Genomic DNA, 18248 nt, shown 5'->3' on the forward strand with positions numbered 1-18248 from the left:
TAGTACTAAATATTTGAACAATTCAATAATAAGTTTATAAAATTATACAAATAATTTAAGTTGTTAAAAATTCAGATTTTTTAGGTTTCAATATTTTTCTGTAAAAATCGAGCAAAATTTCTTCCTCATTTGCCCAACTGTAATGAGTTTCTGTGGAATTTCTACCCTTTTGACCCATAACTTTTGCTTTTTCAGGATTCTCAATAAGCCACTCCAATTTCTTTGCCAGCAAATCGGAATCATATGGCGAAATACAAAAACCACATCCCGAATTCTCTACAACGTCCCGGTACAATGGAAAGTCGGAAGTAATTACGGGTAACTGCATAGCCATGTATTCAAATATTTTGGTTGTGTATGAATCCGGATAATCAGCGACAGGTTTCAATAAGGCCATTCCTGCCGTTGCTCCTTCGGCATATGGCAAAGCATCTTTCAAATCTGTATAACCGTGAAAAACAATATTCGCCCGGATTTTATCAAAGTCCGTCAATTTTTCTGCATCAGTCATATCAAACTGCAACTTCCCGAACAGATGCATTTGAAATTCAGGATATCCGGATTTTAATTTAATCAATGCTGCTACAAGCACATCAAAGGAACGTTCCATTGAAATAACTCCGCAGTAAAAAAATACCGGCGGCTGCTTAATCAGCCTTTCATGTTTTCCATAATAGCGGTCAATGAATGGCAATGAAACATAGTTATGAACGACTGCGGAGGTGAGAGGCAAATTTTTATATTCATTCAGATAAGCGTGTTCTGTGAAAAGGCAATTAAAATTTTTTCTGGCCGCGTGATCAAAAAATTTAAAAAGCTGTTGATAAAAAACTGCTTTGTTGAAACGCTTGATCGAAAATTTTTTATAAAGATTTTCCTGTACTTCATAGATAACTTTCGCTCCCAGCCATTGAAATAAAAACGCGACAGGAATCAATTCTGGTACAAAGATATGCACAATTGCCGGACGAAAACGCAAACATTTCCAAAGTAAAACCGGATGACAAAGTAAAATCCTGAGTAATAAACTTTGGTAAAACGGCAATCTAATTGTTTCAAAGTCATTTTTGCCCGAACTGTTAACCAGATTTGGCAAAACGCAAATCACTTCATAATCCTGTGCAAGCGATGGCGCGATCTTGTACATAATACGCGGATCAGCTGGCGGATGCACGGTACTCAGAAGCAAAACGCGTGGTTTCATTTCTCTGTCATCATCAATACTCCCGATGATGTTCCAATTCTGTCTGCCCCTGCTTCAATAAATGCTACAGCCTGTTCATAAGTTTTAATTCCTCCGGAAGCTTTTATTTTTATTTCAGCCGGAAGTATCGATCGCATCTTTTTAACTGTTTCCAGATCGGCACCGGCAGGTGCAAATCCGGTTGATGTTTTCACAAAATCGACTTTTGCTTCGGCACAAATTTCGCAAGCAGTATACAAATCAAAAGAATCCAGATATGCTGTTTCAATAATTATCTTTAAAAGTGCATTGTTTTCGTGAGCCAGATCTGACAATTGCTTCAATTCTTCCCGAACACTCAAATAGGCCATGGATTTAAATTGCGCAATATTCATCACAACATCCAGTTCCGTAGCGCCGTCACGAAGTGCGTTTTTTGCTTCTGCAATTTTTGTATCAGTCGTTGAATAACCCAAAGGGAAGCCAATAACCGAAACAATTTCTATTCTGATCGGACAAAACTCAAACATTTCCTTGGTGTACGCAACATAAGTTGGCGCAACACAAACGGCCTTGAACTGATGAATCCAGGCTTCCTCACAAATTTTCCGGATATCCGTTTCGCTGGCGGTAGGGGAAAGGAGTGTGTGGTCGATGTATTGGGAAATATTTGTCATGAACAGGAGGAATTCTTGTAAAGAAGATAATGCAAAAACCCCGTCTGGACGACGGGGCTTTGCTTATTCTTATACAGTAATGTTTTTATATTTCAGTTTTCGGAGTCTCTACCGCATTTTCCGCTTCAACTTCCGAAGTTTCTTCTGCACTGGCTACAAAAAGCTCAGGGATATATTTCGACAACAAATTATACCAGGCAATTACCTTTTTAATATCAGAAACATAAACTCTTGAACGGTCGAAATCAGGAAGAATTTCATTTAAAAATTCAATAAGATCTTTGTCTGATGCGCTCTTAACCTGTAAAGTGATTTCCTCGCCATGTACTTCTCTGATTTTAAGAAATACGTCAGCCAAAGGAACTGATTCTTGTTCACCTTCGGTAAAAATAGAAACGTCTTTCAAAACAGAAACACGTGCAGTTGGCCCAATTAGTGATTTTTCGTGTTTTTCATCCAGGCTTTCTACAATAACACCTGCGCGGCTTGGTTTCAAAATACGGAACAATCCGCCTTTTCCTGAAACATTAGCTATCTCTTTCAACAACTCCATTCCTGTTGATTCTACTTTCTCGCTCATCCTTAGTTTATGCTATTAGTGGTCTCTTTATTTTTAGACAATGGTTGCCATATTTGTTTAATGAAATTGATAAATGCTAAATTACCAAGATCAGAAATTAAAGCAGGTATCTTCCGCTTAACGAATATGACAAAATTAAAATTTCCGCAAAATAACGGAAAGATTGGTCGGTAAGCAAGCCTTATTCACCACTCGGTTTTTCAAACGTTTGATTATAAGATTCTATTGTGTCCAGAACACCGTCCCGACCTTCACCTTTTTCGGCAGATGTCACAAACATAGGCGGAATTTCTTCCCAGATTTCCGCAAGTTTTTCTTTATATTTTCTTACCTGTTCTGATTGCTGGAATGGTTTGAGTTTATCGGCCTTGGTAAAAATGATATGAAAAGGAATTCCTCCCTGGCCAAGTTCTTCCATAAATTCAAGATCAACTGCAAGCGCCTCATGGCGAATATCGATCAAAACGAAAGTACAAACCAGATTGGGGCGGTTATGTAAATAATCACCGATCATTTTTTCCCATTTTTCACGTTCTGTTTTGCTAACCTTCGCATAGCCATATCCCGGTAAATCAACGAGGTACCACTTTTCATTTATGAAATAATGATTGATCAATTGCGTCTTCCCCGGCTGCTGTGACGTTTTTGCCAGAGCCTTTTTGCCGGTAAGCATATTAATCAATGAAGATTTTCCTACATTTGACCGACCAATGAACGCGTATTCCGGCAAATCAGGCTTAGGGCATTTCTCATAATCAGAATTGCTCATAAGGTATTTTGCTTCTTGAATTTTCATGGTGGTAGTTTTAATTTGGATACAAAGGTACTGGTTTTCTTTTTAGCATTAAATTTCAGTATAAAAGCGATCCCAATTTTAATTACTGCTACATAAAAATTCTTCACAAAATGGTTTTGTTCAAAAACATTTGCATACGTATATGCCCAGTAGTTCGAAAAGTCAATCGAACTACGTACGAATTCATCTACATATAATTCTACAAACCGATTAAAAAAATACGTGTAACTTTCCAATTTCTTCTTAAAGTATTGATAATTAATGCTTTTACTTTTGCATACCAGAAATCCTCTGTCAGTTTTGTATAACCCTCCTAATTATAAAATTAATTCGTAGACCCGCAGACTTGTAGAAAAACTTAGATTGGCGTAATTTTCACTGGTTTAATCTGCAAAGTCACAGTACAAGAATTTGAATAATGAATGAGTTTATCCTGCGGGAAGCGTCCCGGTTTGAAAATTTTCTGGCAAAATTTAGCCTGGTCATACTGTTTTCAGTTATGATTACAAGTGCCAAAGCACAAAGTTTTTACGCAGGAGGAGGAACCATTTATGATTTTAAAGGAGTATTTAAAATAGATTCGTTTCCTATAAAGGTTTCGGGTTTGGACACTAAAACCGGCCCAGATTTTGGGATTTCTAAAATCTGCTTTACCATTGTTCATCCCCGCGTTTCTGATTTAAAAATAGAATTGTTAAGTCCTGATGGTACCAGTATATGGCTTACAAACAGAAATGGGAAGGATTTTGGAAGCAATTATACAAATACCTGTTTTCGGTCGAATGGCTTTTCGGGTTATGTACATCAGGCAAGTGCGCCATTTACAGGAGAATATATTCCGGACGGGAGATTAAGTTTTCTGAACAACGGGCAAAATCCAAATGGTACCTGGTATTTGATGGTTCAGGATTTAAGATCAGGTGAAAGAGGAACAATTAATTTCCTGACGTTGGATTTCGATAAAAATCCAACTCCTGATTCGGATGTTAGTCCTTGTTCGATGGAAGACGGAACGGCTTGTAAATGTGCTGATGGAACGTCTGATTGTGAGCTGCTTCCGGATTTGGTAATCCTGCAAAGGCTTACTACTGATCAGGTTAAAGAATATCCCTGGAATGATCCATATTATCCGGGACAATTACGGCTGGCAGCTTCTATTGCCAATATTGGCGACGGGCCGATGGAAGCTTTTGGTAATAATAAATGGTACTGCGACACACAAGAAGTAAAGGATTCGACCGTAATCTGTAAAGATAAAACGCATCCGCGTCAGCAGATTAACCAACGGATTTATAAGAAAAATGGCAATAAGCTGACGTCATCAGATCGTATTGCAGGCACCAATTATTATGATGATAAACCTGGCCATAACCATTACCACGTGGATGACTGGGTAGAATTCAGGGTGGTAAAAGAGACTAAAAACAAGGCCGGAAAAGTGGTCAAACGGCAATTGGTTTCAAAGGGAAGTAAAGTAAGTTATTGCCTTTTTGATTCCGGAATTTGTAACAATAATGACAGTTTGTGTGTGTTGAACGGACAAACTTATGGTAATAAAAACCTCTTGAATTATGGATTAGGCAGTTATGTCGATTGCAAATCTTTGAAACAGGGAATCAGCGTTGGCGGTTATGATACGTATGGCATGATGTATGAAGGCCAGTTTGTTACGCTTCCAAAAGGTTTGAAATCAGGAAGTTATATGTTAGAAATCGAGGTTGACCCGACCGGAATTTATAAAGAAAAAAATAAATCAAACAATACTTTCAAAATGCCGATCCTGATTTCAAAACAGGAATAAGCATTTTTCAGAATTTAATAGCGTACAATCCCTCTGACCAAAAATTAGAGGATTGAATTTCAGTGCGTTCACCAAGCGGTGAGCGAGGATAGAATATATTGACTCAACTTCATTTAACTCAGTTTAAAATTAATTAACTCAGCTAAGCTCTTAGTGTAACTACCTCTATTATGAAAAAATTATTTTACCAATGGTTTTTGCCAGTGCTGATTTTGCTTCTCGCAAATCAGTCTTTTGCACAATGTCCCACTGCCGATTTTACAGCAGTAACTGGTGGCAATTACAATCTTAATGGTAACAAAACGCTTGCTATTACTTCGGCAATCGGAGACATTAACATCAATGTGAGCGGTACAGGAAATGTTATTTGTATCGCAACCGGTGCAAGCTGGACAAAAACGAACGGAACAAATTTCGACGGTTCTGTTAGTATCAATGTTTACGGTACTTTCAATTACAACAGCAGTGATAACTTTAACGGAGGAAATACTTCTTACATCAATGTTCAGGAAGGCGGTTTTCTTAATACCAATACAAGTGGAATTGGCAGCAATTTGTTGATCAATAACCAGGGAACTACCACTTTTACAAATACGGGTACGATTCAATTCAGAGACTCATTCTCATTTTACAATATGGGAGCCAAGTCAAAATTAATAGCCACAGCTCCAACATTGACGGTTTTTGGAACTAACAATGTTATTGAAAACTCTGGTTCAATGGAATTTAGCAGTGTTGAAAACGCAGATGCAAAACGTTTTAAAAACGAAGCATCCGGTGTAATTAATATCAGCAGATATTTTTACAATCACGGAGCTATCCTGAATGAAGGTGAAATAAATACTTTATGCGGAAGTTTCGGTAATTCTGCCTGCCAGTTTATCATCGGAGATAAAGGCGCCGGAAAAGAGTTTCAAAACAATGGTTGTATGACTGTGACAGGTGATGTGAATATTCGAGGTGCAGCTTTTATCAACGGAACATTGACAATCAATAACGGTAATCTTACTATTGACAAGAAAATATCAGGAAACGGCGGAGCTATTGTTGTAACAAATGGCGTAAGTAAAATTACAAGTGACGGTGGGTATAGTGGTACAAACATGACTTTCTGGGACGAAAATACCGCCGGTCACGATTTCGATTCTAAAACCAATAACAACCCCGGCACAACTACGGTTTATACTATTGCAAAAAGAACTTGCGTAAAAGCGGAAGTTGTTGGTTCAATCGGAGATTACGTATGGTACGATAAAAATAAAGATGGAATCCAGAATAACGGTGAACTTCCTGCAACGGGTGTTAAAGTACAGTTGTACGAATATGTTTCGGGAAGCTGGACACAGGTAGTTACAGCTGTGACGGATAGCTATGGAAAATATTTGTTTGATGATCTTCAAAGCGGTAAATACAAGGTAACTTTTATCCTGCCAAGTGGTGGAAAATATTTCTTTACCCTAAAAAATGCCACCACTTCGGATCTTGACAGTGATGTTGATACAGACGGGAACAGCGGGGAAATAACAATTGATACTTCTTATCCGGCTGGAAATGTGAAGCGTGATAATCTGACTGTTGATGCGGGTATTTATGAAGGCAGCACACCATTGCCAGTTACCCTGATCAGCTTTAATGCGGATAAAGAAAATCAAACGGTTCAGTTGCAATGGGCTACTTCTGCTGAAACCAACAGCGAAAGTTTTGATATTGAAAACAGCCTTACAGGAAAAACCTGGCAAAAACTTGGTAACGTAATTGCAGCAGGAGAAAGCGCAACGAAAACAACATACTCTTTTACTGATAAAAACCCTTCTAATGGTGAAAACTTGTATCGTCTGAAAATGATCGATAAGGATGGAACATTTGCTTACAGCAGCATTAAAAGTGTTACGTTGGAAATCGCAGACCAGGTTACAATTTACCCAAATCCGGTATCAGATCGTATCCAGTTTAAAGTAAGTGACTGGACAAAAATTGGTAAAATTCAGCTTTTTGATTTAAACGGAAGAGCAGTTTACCAATCAACAAAAGCACCTGTTGATGGCATTGATGTTAAAAATCTTCCATCAGGATTATATGCAGTGAGCCTGACAACTACTGGTGGTTCAACAAATAGTTATAAGGTTTTAATTACTAAATAAACAATCGAAGAGACTTCTCTTGCCATTAGAAGTTATAATAACCCAGCAAAGTGAAACACCCCCGTCAGATGTATATCTGCGGGGGTTGTTTTTTGTTGGAAAAAATAGTTAGTTCGTTTATATTTTCAATTTAAATATTGAACCTATCCCGGTGGAAATGGTTTTATAAAATAAATCGGTTAGGTATTTTCGTTATGTATTTATTCAAACTATAATATAACCAAAGCAATGAAAGGGTTTAAACACATTATTTATTTGCTTGCAATAGTTGCACTGACTTTTTCAACAGCAGAAGCAGCTGACGGCAGAAAAAAAGAAACGAAAGTAAAGCCTGAGGCAGGAATAAAATTTACAGAAGGAAATTGGGCAGCGATTCTTAAAAGAGCCAAAGCTGAGAAAAAGGTAATTTTCCTTGATGCTTATACAACCTGGTGCGGCCCTTGTAAATTATTGCAGAAAAACGTTTTTACAAAACCAGAAGTTGGTGCTTTGTTTAACCAGAAATTTATCAATGTGAAAGTAGATATGGAAAGCGGTGAAGGTCCAAAACTTGCTCAAAAATATCCATTGGAAGGTTACCCAACACTTTTCTTTATCGACTCTGACGGAAAAATCGTAAAACAAGTAATAGGATACCAAAATCCGGAAACGCTTGTTAGCATTGGGAAGGCAATTCCGGCGATTTAATTTTTTGTCAAGTGTGGTCAGGGATAGTCAAGGATTTTGAGTAATCGAAATTGTTTAAGAAAAGTCATTTTTTGTCAAGTGTAGTCAGGTATAGTCAATTGTTGGCCGTACCTGATTTCGTTTAGGATGGCCAGATTTTATGATCCGAATTACGGCTTACCATCCCTAACAACAAATGACAAAACCTGACTAAAAATGACAATAAATGACCTTTCAGATCCTGGTTAAAACAAAAATTGTCAAGTCCCATCATTTTGCAAGGGCTCACAAACCCAAACAATAAATGACTACCCTTGACAACAAATAACCACTCCCTGACTTTTTCAAAACCTGCTTAAAAACAAAAATTGTCAAGTCCCATCATTTTTCAAGGGCTCACAAACCCAAACAATAAATGAACTATCCTTGACAACAAATGACCACTCCCTGACTTTTTCAAAACCCGCTTAAAAACAAAAATTGTCAAGTCCCATTATTCTAGTAAGAGCCAAAAACCACCCCTGACTATAAATGACAAAACCTGACAACAAATGACTTTTTAGAAATTCTATTCGTAATAATTCATAACTCTGTGACCGCTGTTTTCAAGTAACTGGTCTTTTTTGAACAAGGCTACGTCGGCTGTAACCATATCGTTCACGAGCGCTTTTAGGTCATATTTTGGTTTCCAGCCCAATTTTGTCATTGACTTTGTTGGATCACCGATCAGCAATTCAACTTCTGTCGGGCGGAAATATTTGGCATCAATGGCCACTACTTCCTTACCAATTTCAATCTGGTATGCAGGATCATTACATTTAGTAACTTTTGCAATTTCTGTAACGCCCTCGCCTGAAAATTCAAGTTCAACACCAACTTCGGCAAATGCCATACGAACGAAATCACGGATACGCGTAGTAATTCCGGTCGCGATTACGAAATCTTCTGCAACTTCCTGCTGAAGAATAAGCCACATAGCTTCGACGAAATCTTTTGCATGTCCCCAGTCACGTTGTGCATCCAGATTTCCAAGATAAACTTTATCCTGCAAGCCCAAAGCAATTCTTGCAACGGCACGTGTGATTTTACGTGTTACAAAAGTTTCTCCGCGTAAAGGCGATTCATGATTGAAAAGAATACCATTTACCGCAAACATATCGTAGGCTTCACGATAATTTACTGTAATCCAGTAACCATACAATTTTGCAACTGCATACGGTGAACGTGGATAAAATGGCGTTGTTTCCGATTGAGGAACTTGCTGAACCAAACCGTAAAGTTCGGAAGTTGAAGCCTGATAAATTTTTGTTTTTTTGGTTAAACCCAACAAACGAACAGCTTCAAGAATCCGAAGCGTTCCGATTCCATCTACATTGGCTGTGTATTCCGGTTCTTCAAAACTAACCTGCACATGAGACATAGCACCCAGGTTATATATTTCGTCAGGCTGTACTTCCTGAATGATGCGGATGATATTTGTAGAATCACTCAGATCTCCATAATGTAAGTGGAAACGTACATTTTTTTCATGTGGATCTTCATAAATGTGGTCGATACGCTGTGTGTTGAAAAGCGAGCTACGACGTTTGATACCATGGACTTCATAGCCTTTGCTCAAAAGCAATTCCGCCAAATAAGCCCCATCCTGACCTGTAATACCTGTAATTAGTGCCTTTTTCATTATAAGTTAGTATGTATATAAAATACAAAGGTAAAATTATTAGCGAATTCTAAAATTTAATCTATTCCGACGGAAGGCGAATCATCAAACTGCGTTTTATTTCAACGCGGTCTGCAAGGATCACAGCTGAGGAATATTGCCCGCGGATTTGTTCAAGATATTGTTCTGCATCACTGCGATACATAAAATCTCCGGCTTTTACCCGGTATGTAGGCTGCGAATAAGATACGTACGGATTTAAGTCAGGAAAAGATGAATAAATATACGATTTAGCATTATCAGCTTCCTGACGAACATTCCCTACATAAAGTTGTATTCTGTATCCGCTTATATATCTGATGGCTTTATTTTGCTGAGCCAAGGTATCCAGTACCGTCTGAAGTCTTTTGTTGACGTACAGAGGCTTGTCGCTTGTTTTATAAACATTGTCAGCTGGTCTGGATTCTGCTTTTTTCTCGGCTACCGGTTCAACATAATCAAACCTCGGCCTTACCGACGTAAGATCCTCCCGATAATCTGCTGATGAAATGTTGGCAGTGGTTTTCTTGCTGCATCCTGAAAGAGCCAGGAAAGCAAGAGGAATAGCCAGCAAAATTATTTTCTTTTTCAGCAGCATGATGAAATGATTGGTAATATGGTCACAAACTTAACCAAAAATGGATAGATAAACCATCATCCTGTGCTATTTTGAATCTAATACCTAACTTTGTCCTGCTTACACGATTATCATTTCAACCCATGCAAGAAAACGTTTCCCTGCGCCAATTTAATACCTTCGGGCTGGAATCCCGGGCGCAATTTTTTGAAGAAGCGGAGTCAACCGAAGCGCTTACCGATATTATTAAAAATCCTGCTTTAAAAGAAATTCCCAAATTTATATTAGGCGGCGGAAGTAATGTTCTATTTACGCAGAATATCAATGCACTGGTTATAAAAATAGCAATTAAAGGGATAGAGCTGATAAAAGAAGATCAGGATTATGTCTGGCTTCATGTTGGAGCAGGCGAAAAATGGCATGACTTTGTGATGTACTGCGTGGACCATAATTATGCTGGCGTTGAAAATTTGTCATTAATCCCCGGAACGATAGGGGCAGCCCCAATGCAAAATATAGGTGCTTATGGTGTCGAGATAAAAGATGTTGTCGAAACCGTTGAAGCGATTTCTATTGAGACGGCTGAAATGAGAACATTTTCAAAAGAAGAATGTCTTTTTGGATACAGAGAAAGTATTTTTAAACACGCATTAAAGGGAAAATTGATTATTACCGGCGTAGTATTCCGCTTAAATAAAAAACCGGTTTATCATGTGGAATACGGCGACATTCAGAAAACGCTGGCAGAGATGAATGTTGAAACCCCTACAATAAAAGCGATTAGCGAAGCTGTGATTCGCATAAGAGAAAGCAAGCTTCCTGATCCGGCGAAAATTGGTAATGCGGGTAGTTTTTTCAAAAATCCGGAAATTTCTACGTCACAATTTGACAGGTTAAAATCAGATTTCCCAAATCTTCCGGGTTATCCCACAACGCCTGGTTTTATAAAAGTACCGGCGGGTTGGCTTATCGAACAGGCTGGATGGAAAGGTTATCGTGAAGGTGAAATTGGTGTGCACGCCAGGCAGGCGCTTGTTCTGGTAAATTATGGAGGAGGTTCCGGTGCTGAAATAAAAGCATTATCTGAAAAAATACAAAAATCGGTGCAGGATAAGTTTGGCGTTAGTCTGAGTGCGGAAGTTAATTTTGTATAAACTGATGTATAGGCTTTAAACAAGAACGCGGAAAATGAATATCAATCATCTTCCGCGTTTTATTTTTATCAATTTCAAATTTTTATCAATCAAAACACAAAGAAGCAGCACCTAACAATCCGGCGTCGTTCGCCAGGGTAGCTCTTTTAATACTGATCGTTTTCATGTAATAAGGAGTAAGCCAGTAGCTGAAACGTTCGTTAATAGCTGGCAAAATATATTCGAATGAAGCAGAAATACCTCCACCGATAAGAATTGTTGTAATATCCAGAATCCGGATCATTGAAACCAGTCCTTCACCTAACAAATAACCCATTTCCTGGAAAATTTGCTTGGCCAGTTCGTCTCCTGCGGCTGCTGCTGCTACCAATCCTGTTGTAGAAATCGTACCATTATCCGGCAACTGCGTTTTTCCTGTATAAGTTGCCCTCATGGCATGTGCCATATCCAGCAGCTCTTTTTTTCCGATGTTACGTTCCAGTACTTTTCCGTCTTTTGAAGGTACGTGCCCGGGTTCCATCGCATTTCCACCGCCGCCTTTAAAGACCTTCTTATCGATAATAGCAGCTCCGCCAATACCGGTACCAAGTGTAACAAAAATATAATCTTCAGGAAGTTTGTCTTCACCAAAATAGTATTCACCTAATGCAGCAGCGTTTGCGTCATTTTCAAGATAAAAATCATGCTGAGGAAAACGAGCTTTCAAATCCGGAACAATGGTAATACCATCAATTTCAGGGATAGCTGTAATTTCCAGTAAGGTGGTACGGTCACGTGAGATGAGGCCAGGAACGCCAATGCCTACTCTTTTAACTTCCGGGTATTCAACCAATTGCAAAGCGATTGCGTCACCAAGACGTTCTATAAAATGTCCTGAACTGCGCCAGCTTGCGGTATCGTGGCTATAAAAATTAGAAATTCTCCCGTCTGTAGCGTCAACGATCCCCATTTTTACGTTAGTACCGCCCACGTCTATACCAAGGTATTGTTCCATGAAATGAAATAAGGGTTTTATAAATAATTTTAAAAATGCGGCAATTTAGCAAAAATGCTTTATTCTTTACTAATCAATCCAGGTCTCCGAGCTGTGGTCTTATCAAAATTTCTTCCAAAACTGCTCTGGGAGAGAGCAAATATGCGCCCCAGATCGTCTCAGCCACATCTTTGGAATCAATAAATCTTTCTGCTGGTAAATCAGTTCCTTGCCAGCTATCTGTTAAAGTTGCACCCGGAAGCACCGCAGTTACTTTAATTCCGTGCGGTTTCATTTCCTCGCGCAATACTTTTGTCATTCCGTACAAAGCAAATTTTGAAATACAATAAGAACCTCCGTTTGGATACGCAGTAATACTTGCTGTGGAGCATATGGTAAAAATATGTCCTTTTTTTACTTCCATCATCTTGTCAACGATTCCGCGCGTAAGGTGATAGGCACTGTAAAGATTGGTTTCCATCGTTTTTTCCAGTGTGCCTTCACTTTCATTGTGAATTTGCCCAGGGATAAATACGCCGGTATTATTGATTAGTACGTCTATGGGACGATCCTTATTTTTGATAAAGTCAATAAAACTGTTTAGTTCAGAACGCAGTGATAAATCAGCTTTTTGAAAATAAACTTCTGAATCAGGAAATTGCGTTTTCATATCGCTTTTCAGCGACAAAAGATCGTTTTCGTTTCGTGCGCAGGTGATAACATCAAAACTTCCAGCCAAAAACCGTTCAATCAACGCTCTTCCAATACCTTTTGTGCCTCCGGTTATTACTACTAATGGATTCATTTTTCTATTTGGCTCTTTTTTTGTCTAATTTTCCCGAAAATATTGAATACAATTAAGATATGATGTCGGTAATCGGAAAATACTTTATTTTTTTAGGATCACTCTTTGGCAAAGGTGAGAAAATGTCCGTGTATTGGCGGCGTTTCATGGAAGAAAGCGTGGGGATTGGTGTAAGTTCGATATTTATTGTGGCCATCGTCTCGACATTTATTGGTGCTGTGTCCTGTATCCAGACAGCTTATAATCTTGTAAGTCCGATTATTCCTGTTTCAACAGTGGCGCTAATTGTACGTGATATGCAGATTCTGGAGTTGGCACCAACGATTACCTGCATCGTTTTAGCGGGAAAAGTTGGATCAAATATTGCAAGTGAGCTGGGAACAATGCGTATTACAGAGCAAATTGATGCGCTTGAAGTAATGGGAATTAATTCTTCCTCCTATTTGGTTTTACCAAAGGTGCTGGCAGCAATGTTCACTTTCCCGATGCTGGTTATTCTGGCCGCATTTTTAGGAATTTTTGGTGGATATCTGGCCGGAACACTCACAGGCGTTATCACAGAACGTGACTATTTATATGGAATTCGTGATTCATTTGTTCCGTACAATCTGTTTTTCATGTGTGTTAAACCGTTTGTATTCGGATTTTTAATTGCTACAATTTCCTCTTATCAAGGATTTTATACAACAGGCGGTGCTTTGGAAGTAGGGAAATCCAGCACACAAGCTGTTACGAATAGTTGTATTTCTGTTTTGATAGCAGATTATTTATTAGCTCAGCTATTATTGTGACCGAACAAAGTTGGTCAGAAAATGAATTTTGTTGACCCTCAACGATAATTATCAACCGGGAAAATGATTGAAATAAAAGATATAAATAAAGCATTTAACGGTAAGGCGGTTCTTAAAGGCGTATCAAGCACTTTTAAAGAAGGAGAAATAAATCTTATTATCGGTGGAAGCGGTACCGGGAAAAGTGTATTGCTAAAATGTATGATCGGTTTGATTAAACCGGATCAGGGCAATGTTCTTTACAACGGCCGTGATTTTTACAATTCTGATAAGGACACAAAACAAGCCATACGCAGAGAAATGGGCGTATTGTTTCAGGGCGGTGCGCTTTTTGATTCACAAACTGTTGAACAAAATGTGCGTTTTCCGCTTGATATGTTAACTGATATTTCTCCTGCTGAAAAAAAGGAACGGGTTGATTTTTGCCTTCAACGTGTAGGACTTGAAACATCTGGCAAAAGAATGCCATCGGAAATAAGTGGCGGGATGAAAAAACGTGTAGGAATCGCGCGGGCTATTGTGATGAATCCTAAATATCTTTTTTGTGATGAACCCAATTCAGGACTGGATCCGCTTACATCGGTGAAAATTGATGAACTTATCAAGGAAATTACGGAGGAATACAAAATCACAACAGTCATCATCACACATGATATGAACTCGGTAATGGAAATAGGGCAGAATGTGATGTTTCTTTACCAGGGCGACAAGCTCTGGGAAGGTGTTAATTCGGATATCACAAAAACGACTGTTCCTGAGTTGAATGAATTTATTTTCGCCAATAAATTACTTCGTGACGCGGCAAAAGAAAATAATTGCTGACCGGTTATTTAAAGCTGAGCATTTTTTGAAAACGTTGGGGTAGGGCTTTTCGCTCTGCTAAAATCACAATTATGCAGAACAGGATAAAGAATAGCATATGATAAGCAAATCCAGCAGTAGAATTTGATGGAATAAAAAAAGCATCCAACAGAATAAACACGCCTCCACCTAAAATATAACCCAGCGCAGAAATTAGCTGATAAGGAATTGGATAATATTTTTGTCCAAAATAATAACATAGTGTTGTCATCACCAAGCTGGATGCTGCAAATGCAAAACCGCAACCCAGGTAGCCGATTTTTGGTACCAATATTACGTTAAGAAGGATTGTAATGCTTGTACCCGTTAATGTGATATATGTTCCAAACTGGGTTTTGTTCGAAAGCTTGAACCAAGTCGCCAAATTGTAGTAAATTCCTAAAAATAAGAATCCAAGAAGAAGCCATGGAACTACTGCCAGACCTTCGTGAAATATTTTCTTTCTTAGGAATAATTCGGCAAGCAAATGCAGGTTAAGGCAGATTCCCACCCACATAGTTGCACAAATAACTATAAACCATTTCATCACTTCTGAAAATACTTCCGGTGCATTTTTGTCTTCTGCTTTTGAATAGAAAAAAGGCTCGGCCGCATATTTAAATGCCTGAATAGCCAGATTCATGAAGATGGAAAGTTTGAAGCATTGTCCGTAAATTCCGATTGCTTGTTTTGTTGTTCTTCCTGGATAAAAGTTTGTGGGAAGCAAGTATTGAAGAAAAGTCCGGTCAAAAAGCAAATTTGTTACACCAGCCAGATTCATGATGAATAGAGGAAAAGCATATACCCACATCGGTTTAAACAATGTTTTGTCGAACACGAATTTGAAATCAATGAATTCCTTATATAGAAAAAGGAAATACATAAGATTGGCAACTAGATTCGCCAAAACGATGTATCCGGCTGCAACGGCTGGATTATAAAAAAGATCAACAAATGGCTTAAAAAGGCTAAGGTACTTCTCATCATAAATGTCGCGGCAAATAATCAGAAAAAAGAAGTTTAGTCCAATGTTCATCAGAATATTCGCAACGCGAGCCACGACAAATTTTTTCGCCTTTTTTTCTAATCGTAATCTGGCAAAAGGAATGGAAACAATTCCGTCAATTGCCATGATAATGCTCATCCAACGAACAAGCGTCACTTCTTCCGGATACTGAATGAGACTTGCAACCTGTTCGGCAAAAATAAAAATACCACCAGAAAAAAATACGCTGACCAGAATAACGGCACTTAATACCAGGTTGTAATATTTTTGTCTGTCACCTTCTTTTCTGGCAAACCAAAAATAAGCACTCTCCATACCAAAAGTATAGACTACAAGTGAGAGCCCGGCATAGGTATAAAGTTGGACCTGAGAAGCCAGCTGCTCTGGCAGGAAAAGCTTAGTATGCAACATGACAAGTAAATAATTGAGCATACGGCCCAACATTGTACTAACACCATACATGACCGTATCCCCGGCCAGCTTTTTAAGAACACTCATATACTACATTACCTTTTAACGAAGATGAAAGCCCATGTTTTGGCTGAGGCTTCCTCCGGCTTACAAATATACGTGAAGAGGTTCCGTTTTATTGGCATAGATCACAAAAAAGAGTCCTTCTGAATTTTCATTCAAAAGGACTCTGCATTCTAATTAATTTGTTTAGGCAACATTCACAATAATGCTTTCAATAACATTTGTTATTCGATTCCAGCCTTCATCAGAATGCAGATCCACATCGATTATTTTTTCACGATAGTCGCTTGAAATAGTCATGTAATAAATGCCGGCTGTCAGAAATGCCATCAAAGCACTGGTGTCTTTACAATTTGGCAAGTCACCGATTTTGTCAACAATGCGTGTGGCAATCTGATTTCTTGCGTCTGACAGCATGGTTTTGCCAGTTCCGATTTCCCATCTCAAAAGATCTCGTGTGGCCTTACGTTCGCGCAAATCGCTAAGAAATGTATTCATTAAACTAGTCAATGCTTTTCCGCGTTCTTCTGCTGGAATGTTGCCCATGTTATCTATATAATCGTCTCCCATGGTGGAAACGTATTCTCCGGATTTTACATATTGTTCCATCAAACCGTCTACGCTTTCAAAGTATCTGTAAATCAGTACTTTGTTAACTCCGGCTGTTCTCGCAATCAGGTTTACCCCAACTTTTTCAGTTCCAAATTGCTCAATGACCTCACCTACGGCCTTAAGGATTTTACCCTTAGTCCGTTCCCGGTCTCTTTTTTTAATTTTTGTGTCGATTTTCATTTACGGTGCATTTAGGTTATACATAGTAAATGTAACATTTCATCGGTAAATAATTATCATTTTGTAAAAAGCATGTAACCTTTTTTACCCTTTTGTTTCGTAAAATCCAGTAAAAGGAAAATATAGGATTTTATATCACCCATTTTGGTAAAAAAAATGGATGGAATTTGCAATTACAGGCAATTTTGAAGAGAAGATTTACACAAAAAAAGAGCTCATTAAAAAATGAGCTCTTTGCTAAAAAAATGTTGGCCGACAAGGACTCGAACCTTGAACGAGACAACCAAAATGTCCTGTGTTACCATTACACCATCAGCCAATACCGTGTTAGTGGGTGCAAAAGTAATACGAAATTTTAAGTTGTCAAGTATTTTTGAAAAAAAATTTTCAAATACTTTTTAACTCAACACCGCTGGATATCTTTTTCACTAGTCCCTGTAACACTTTTCCAGGACCGCATTCAACAAATAATCCAGCTCCGTCGGCTACCATTTGCTCAACAGATTGTGTCCATCTTACGGGTGCTGTTAGTTGTGCAATAAGGTTTTCTTTGATCACAGAAACTTCCGTTGCCGGTTTTGCATTTACATTTTGATATACCGGACAAAGTGGGGACTGAAACTGCGCCTCATTAATGGCAGCTGCAAGTTCCTCGCGTGCCGGCTCCATCAAAGGAGAATGGAAAGCACCACCAACCTGAAGTAAAAGTGCGCGCTTGGCACCGGCAGCTTTTAACAGCTCACAGGCTTTTTCCACACCTTCAATGGTTCCTGATATCACAACTTGGCCCGGGCAGTTATAATTAGCAGGAACAACAATTTCGTCGGTTATTCCTGCACAAATTTCCTCTATCGTTTTATCGTCAAGTCCTAAAATTGCGGCCATTGTTGACGGGCGCAATAAACATGCTTTTTGCATGGCATCGGCGCGTTTGGCCACCAATCGTAAACCATCGTCGAAAGAAAGTGCTCCCGCTGCTACAAGGGCAGAAAACTCTCCAAGAGAATGCCCTGCTACCATGTTTGGCGTAAAATCTTCACTGATTTTTGCCAGCACCACGGAGTGGATGAAAATTGCAGGCTGTGTAACATTTGTTTGTTTAAGCTCCTCGTCGGTGCCCTCAAACATAATTTTGGTAATGTCAAATCCCAGAATATCGTTTGCCTGATCAAAAAATGATTTGGCTGAATCAGAGCTTTGATATAAGTCTAAACCCATTCCTTTGAACTGTGAACCTTGTCCCGGAAATATGTAGGCTTTTTTCATAATTGGTTGATTTAAAAATTGGTCATG

17 protein-coding genes and 1 tRNA gene are annotated in these 18248 nt (G+C 38.7%); 6 read left to right on the forward strand and 12 right to left on the reverse strand.

The genetic code is table 11. The features are described 5' to 3' along the window. Nucleotides 1–55: 55 nt before the first annotated feature. The 4 genes from IEE83_RS29535 to yihA all read right to left on the reverse strand — a co-directional run bounded on the left by IEE83_RS29535 (nt 56) and on the right by yihA (nt 3236). Nucleotides 56–1204, reverse strand: coding sequence for a glycosyltransferase (locus tag IEE83_RS29535; RefSeq protein WP_194124323.1), 1149 nt, complete (start codon nt 1202–1204; stop codon nt 56–58). Beyond that, nucleotides 1201–1860: a deoxyribose-phosphate aldolase gene (deoC, locus tag IEE83_RS29540; protein ID WP_194124324.1), complete on the reverse strand. Its 660-nt coding sequence runs from the start codon at nt 1858–1860 to the stop codon at nt 1201–1203. Before deoC ends, IEE83_RS29535 begins: the two co-directional genes overlap by 4 nt. 85 nt (nt 1861–1945) lie before the next feature. After that, complete coding sequence (locus IEE83_RS29545; RefSeq protein ID WP_194124325.1) at nt 1946–2440, reverse strand: DUF5606 family protein; 495 nt, start codon at nt 2438–2440, stop codon at nt 1946–1948. Nucleotides 2441–2621: 181 nt separating this feature from the next. Then, on the reverse strand, nt 2622–3236 hold the full coding sequence (gene yihA, locus IEE83_RS29550; protein ID WP_194124326.1) for a ribosome biogenesis GTP-binding protein YihA/YsxC: 615 nt from the start codon (nt 3234–3236) through the stop codon (nt 2622–2624). A 418-nt stretch (nt 3237–3654) separates the two neighbouring features. Between yihA and IEE83_RS29555 the strand changes: the two genes are divergently transcribed. The 3 genes from IEE83_RS29555 to IEE83_RS29565 all read left to right on the forward strand — a co-directional run bounded on the left by IEE83_RS29555 (nt 3655) and on the right by IEE83_RS29565 (nt 7865). After that, a complete protein-coding gene (locus tag IEE83_RS29555; RefSeq protein ID WP_228102125.1) occupies nt 3655–5037 on the forward strand; it encodes a proprotein convertase P-domain-containing protein in 1383 nt (460 codons plus the stop codon). A 170-nt stretch (nt 5038–5207) separates the two neighbouring features. Continuing rightward, nucleotides 5208–7178, forward strand: a complete 1971-nt coding sequence (locus IEE83_RS29560) for an SdrD B-like domain-containing protein (protein WP_194124327.1) — start codon at nt 5208–5210, stop codon at nt 7176–7178. Nucleotides 7179–7433: 255 nt separating this feature from the next. Continuing rightward, a complete protein-coding gene (locus tag IEE83_RS29565) occupies nt 7434–7865 on the forward strand; it encodes a thioredoxin family protein (protein ID WP_228102126.1) in 432 nt (143 codons plus the stop codon). 547 nt (nt 7866–8412) lie between these two features. Here IEE83_RS29565 and gmd read toward each other — a convergent pair. Both gmd and IEE83_RS29575 read right to left on the reverse strand, forming a co-directional pair. Further along, entirely contained in the window at nt 8413–9525 is a 1113-nt protein-coding gene (gene gmd / locus IEE83_RS29570; protein ID WP_194124329.1) for a GDP-mannose 4,6-dehydratase, read from the reverse strand. A gap of 61 nt (nt 9526–9586) precedes the next feature. Further along, nucleotides 9587–10141, reverse strand: coding sequence for an SPOR domain-containing protein (locus tag IEE83_RS29575; RefSeq protein ID WP_194124330.1), 555 nt, complete (start codon nt 10139–10141; stop codon nt 9587–9589). Between the two features lie 122 nt (nt 10142–10263). Here IEE83_RS29575 and murB point away from each other — a divergent pair, with 122 nt between their 5' ends. Continuing rightward, nucleotides 10264–11274 (forward strand): UDP-N-acetylmuramate dehydrogenase, encoded by a 1011-nt coding sequence (murB, locus tag IEE83_RS29580; RefSeq protein ID WP_194124331.1) that lies wholly within the window; start codon nt 10264–10266, stop codon nt 11272–11274. Nucleotides 11275–11359: 85 nt separating this feature from the next. Here the strand turns inward: murB and IEE83_RS29585 are convergent, their stop codons facing one another. Together IEE83_RS29585 and IEE83_RS29590 are read right to left on the reverse strand one after the other, a co-directional pair. Further along, a complete protein-coding gene (locus IEE83_RS29585) occupies nt 11360–12268 on the reverse strand; it encodes an ROK family protein (protein WP_194124332.1) in 909 nt (302 codons plus the stop codon). A 73-nt stretch (nt 12269–12341) separates the two neighbouring features. Next, a complete protein-coding gene (locus IEE83_RS29590) occupies nt 12342–13052 on the reverse strand; it encodes an SDR family oxidoreductase (RefSeq protein WP_194124333.1) in 711 nt (236 codons plus the stop codon). 62 nt (nt 13053–13114) lie between these two features. Here IEE83_RS29590 and IEE83_RS29595 point away from each other — a divergent pair, with 62 nt between their 5' ends. Both IEE83_RS29595 and IEE83_RS29600 read left to right on the forward strand, forming a co-directional pair. After that, nucleotides 13115–13843 (forward strand): MlaE family ABC transporter permease, encoded by a 729-nt coding sequence (locus tag IEE83_RS29595; protein ID WP_194124853.1) that lies wholly within the window; start codon nt 13115–13117, stop codon nt 13841–13843. A gap of 63 nt (nt 13844–13906) precedes the next feature. Then, entirely contained in the window at nt 13907–14665 is a 759-nt protein-coding gene (locus tag IEE83_RS29600) for an ABC transporter ATP-binding protein (RefSeq protein ID WP_194124334.1), read from the forward strand. A gap of 4 nt (nt 14666–14669) precedes the next feature. Here IEE83_RS29600 and IEE83_RS29605 read toward each other — a convergent pair whose 3' ends face one another. The 4 genes from IEE83_RS29605 to fabD form a co-directional block, all read right to left on the reverse strand. Continuing rightward, complete coding sequence (locus IEE83_RS29605; protein WP_194124335.1) at nt 14670–16187, reverse strand: oligosaccharide flippase family protein; 1518 nt, start codon at nt 16185–16187, stop codon at nt 14670–14672. A 162-nt stretch (nt 16188–16349) separates the two neighbouring features. Further along, entirely contained in the window at nt 16350–16955 is a 606-nt protein-coding gene (locus IEE83_RS29610) for a TetR/AcrR family transcriptional regulator (protein ID WP_194124336.1), read from the reverse strand. Nucleotides 16956–17203: 248 nt separating this feature from the next. Further along, nucleotides 17204–17274: transfer RNA gene (locus IEE83_RS29615), tRNA-Gln, on the reverse strand. A 68-nt stretch (nt 17275–17342) separates the two neighbouring features. Continuing rightward, a complete protein-coding gene (fabD, locus tag IEE83_RS29620) occupies nt 17343–18221 on the reverse strand; it encodes an ACP S-malonyltransferase (RefSeq protein WP_194124337.1) in 879 nt (292 codons plus the stop codon). Nucleotides 18222–18248 lie beyond the last annotated feature (27 nt).

The organism is Dyadobacter subterraneus (assembly GCF_015221875.1).
In the GTDB taxonomy this organism is placed as follows: domain Bacteria; phylum Bacteroidota; class Bacteroidia; order Cytophagales; family Spirosomataceae; genus Dyadobacter; species Dyadobacter subterraneus.

Coding starts and splice junctions, on each gene's coding strand:
- IEE83_RS29610 (WP_194124336.1), bottom strand. CDS start 16,955: ATGAAAATCGACACAAAAATTAAAAAAAGAGACCGGGAACGGACTAAG.
- IEE83_RS29590 (WP_194124333.1), bottom strand. CDS start 13,052: ATGAATCCATTAGTAGTAATAACCGGAGGCACAAAAGGTATTGGAAGA.
- fabD (WP_194124337.1), bottom strand. CDS start 18,221: ATGAAAAAAGCCTACATATTTCCGGGACAAGGTTCACAGTTCAAAGGA.
- IEE83_RS29545 (WP_194124325.1), bottom strand. CDS start 2,440: ATGAGCGAGAAAGTAGAATCAACAGGAATGGAGTTGTTGAAAGAGATA.
- murB (WP_194124331.1), top strand. CDS start 10,264: ATGCAAGAAAACGTTTCCCTGCGCCAATTTAATACCTTCGGGCTGGAA.
- IEE83_RS29585 (WP_194124332.1), bottom strand. CDS start 12,268: ATGGAACAATACCTTGGTATAGACGTGGGCGGTACTAACGTAAAAATG.
- yihA (WP_194124326.1), bottom strand. CDS start 3,236: ATGAAAATTCAAGAAGCAAAATACCTTATGAGCAATTCTGATTATGAG.
- IEE83_RS29560 (WP_194124327.1), top strand. CDS start 5,208: ATGAAAAAATTATTTTACCAATGGTTTTTGCCAGTGCTGATTTTGCTT.
- IEE83_RS29595 (WP_194124853.1), top strand. CDS start 13,115: ATGTCGGTAATCGGAAAATACTTTATTTTTTTAGGATCACTCTTTGGC.
- gmd (WP_194124329.1), bottom strand. CDS start 9,525: ATGAAAAAGGCACTAATTACAGGTATTACAGGTCAGGATGGGGCTTAT.
- IEE83_RS29555 (WP_228102125.1), top strand. CDS start 3,655: ATGAATGAGTTTATCCTGCGGGAAGCGTCCCGGTTTGAAAATTTTCTG.
- IEE83_RS29605 (WP_194124335.1), bottom strand. CDS start 16,187: ATGAGTGTTCTTAAAAAGCTGGCCGGGGATACGGTCATGTATGGTGTT.
- deoC (WP_194124324.1), bottom strand. CDS start 1,860: ATGACAAATATTTCCCAATACATCGACCACACACTCCTTTCCCCTACC.
- IEE83_RS29575 (WP_194124330.1), bottom strand. CDS start 10,141: ATGCTGCTGAAAAAGAAAATAATTTTGCTGGCTATTCCTCTTGCTTTC.
- IEE83_RS29600 (WP_194124334.1), top strand. CDS start 13,907: ATGATTGAAATAAAAGATATAAATAAAGCATTTAACGGTAAGGCGGTT.
- IEE83_RS29535 (WP_194124323.1), bottom strand. CDS start 1,204: ATGAAACCACGCGTTTTGCTTCTGAGTACCGTGCATCCGCCAGCTGAT.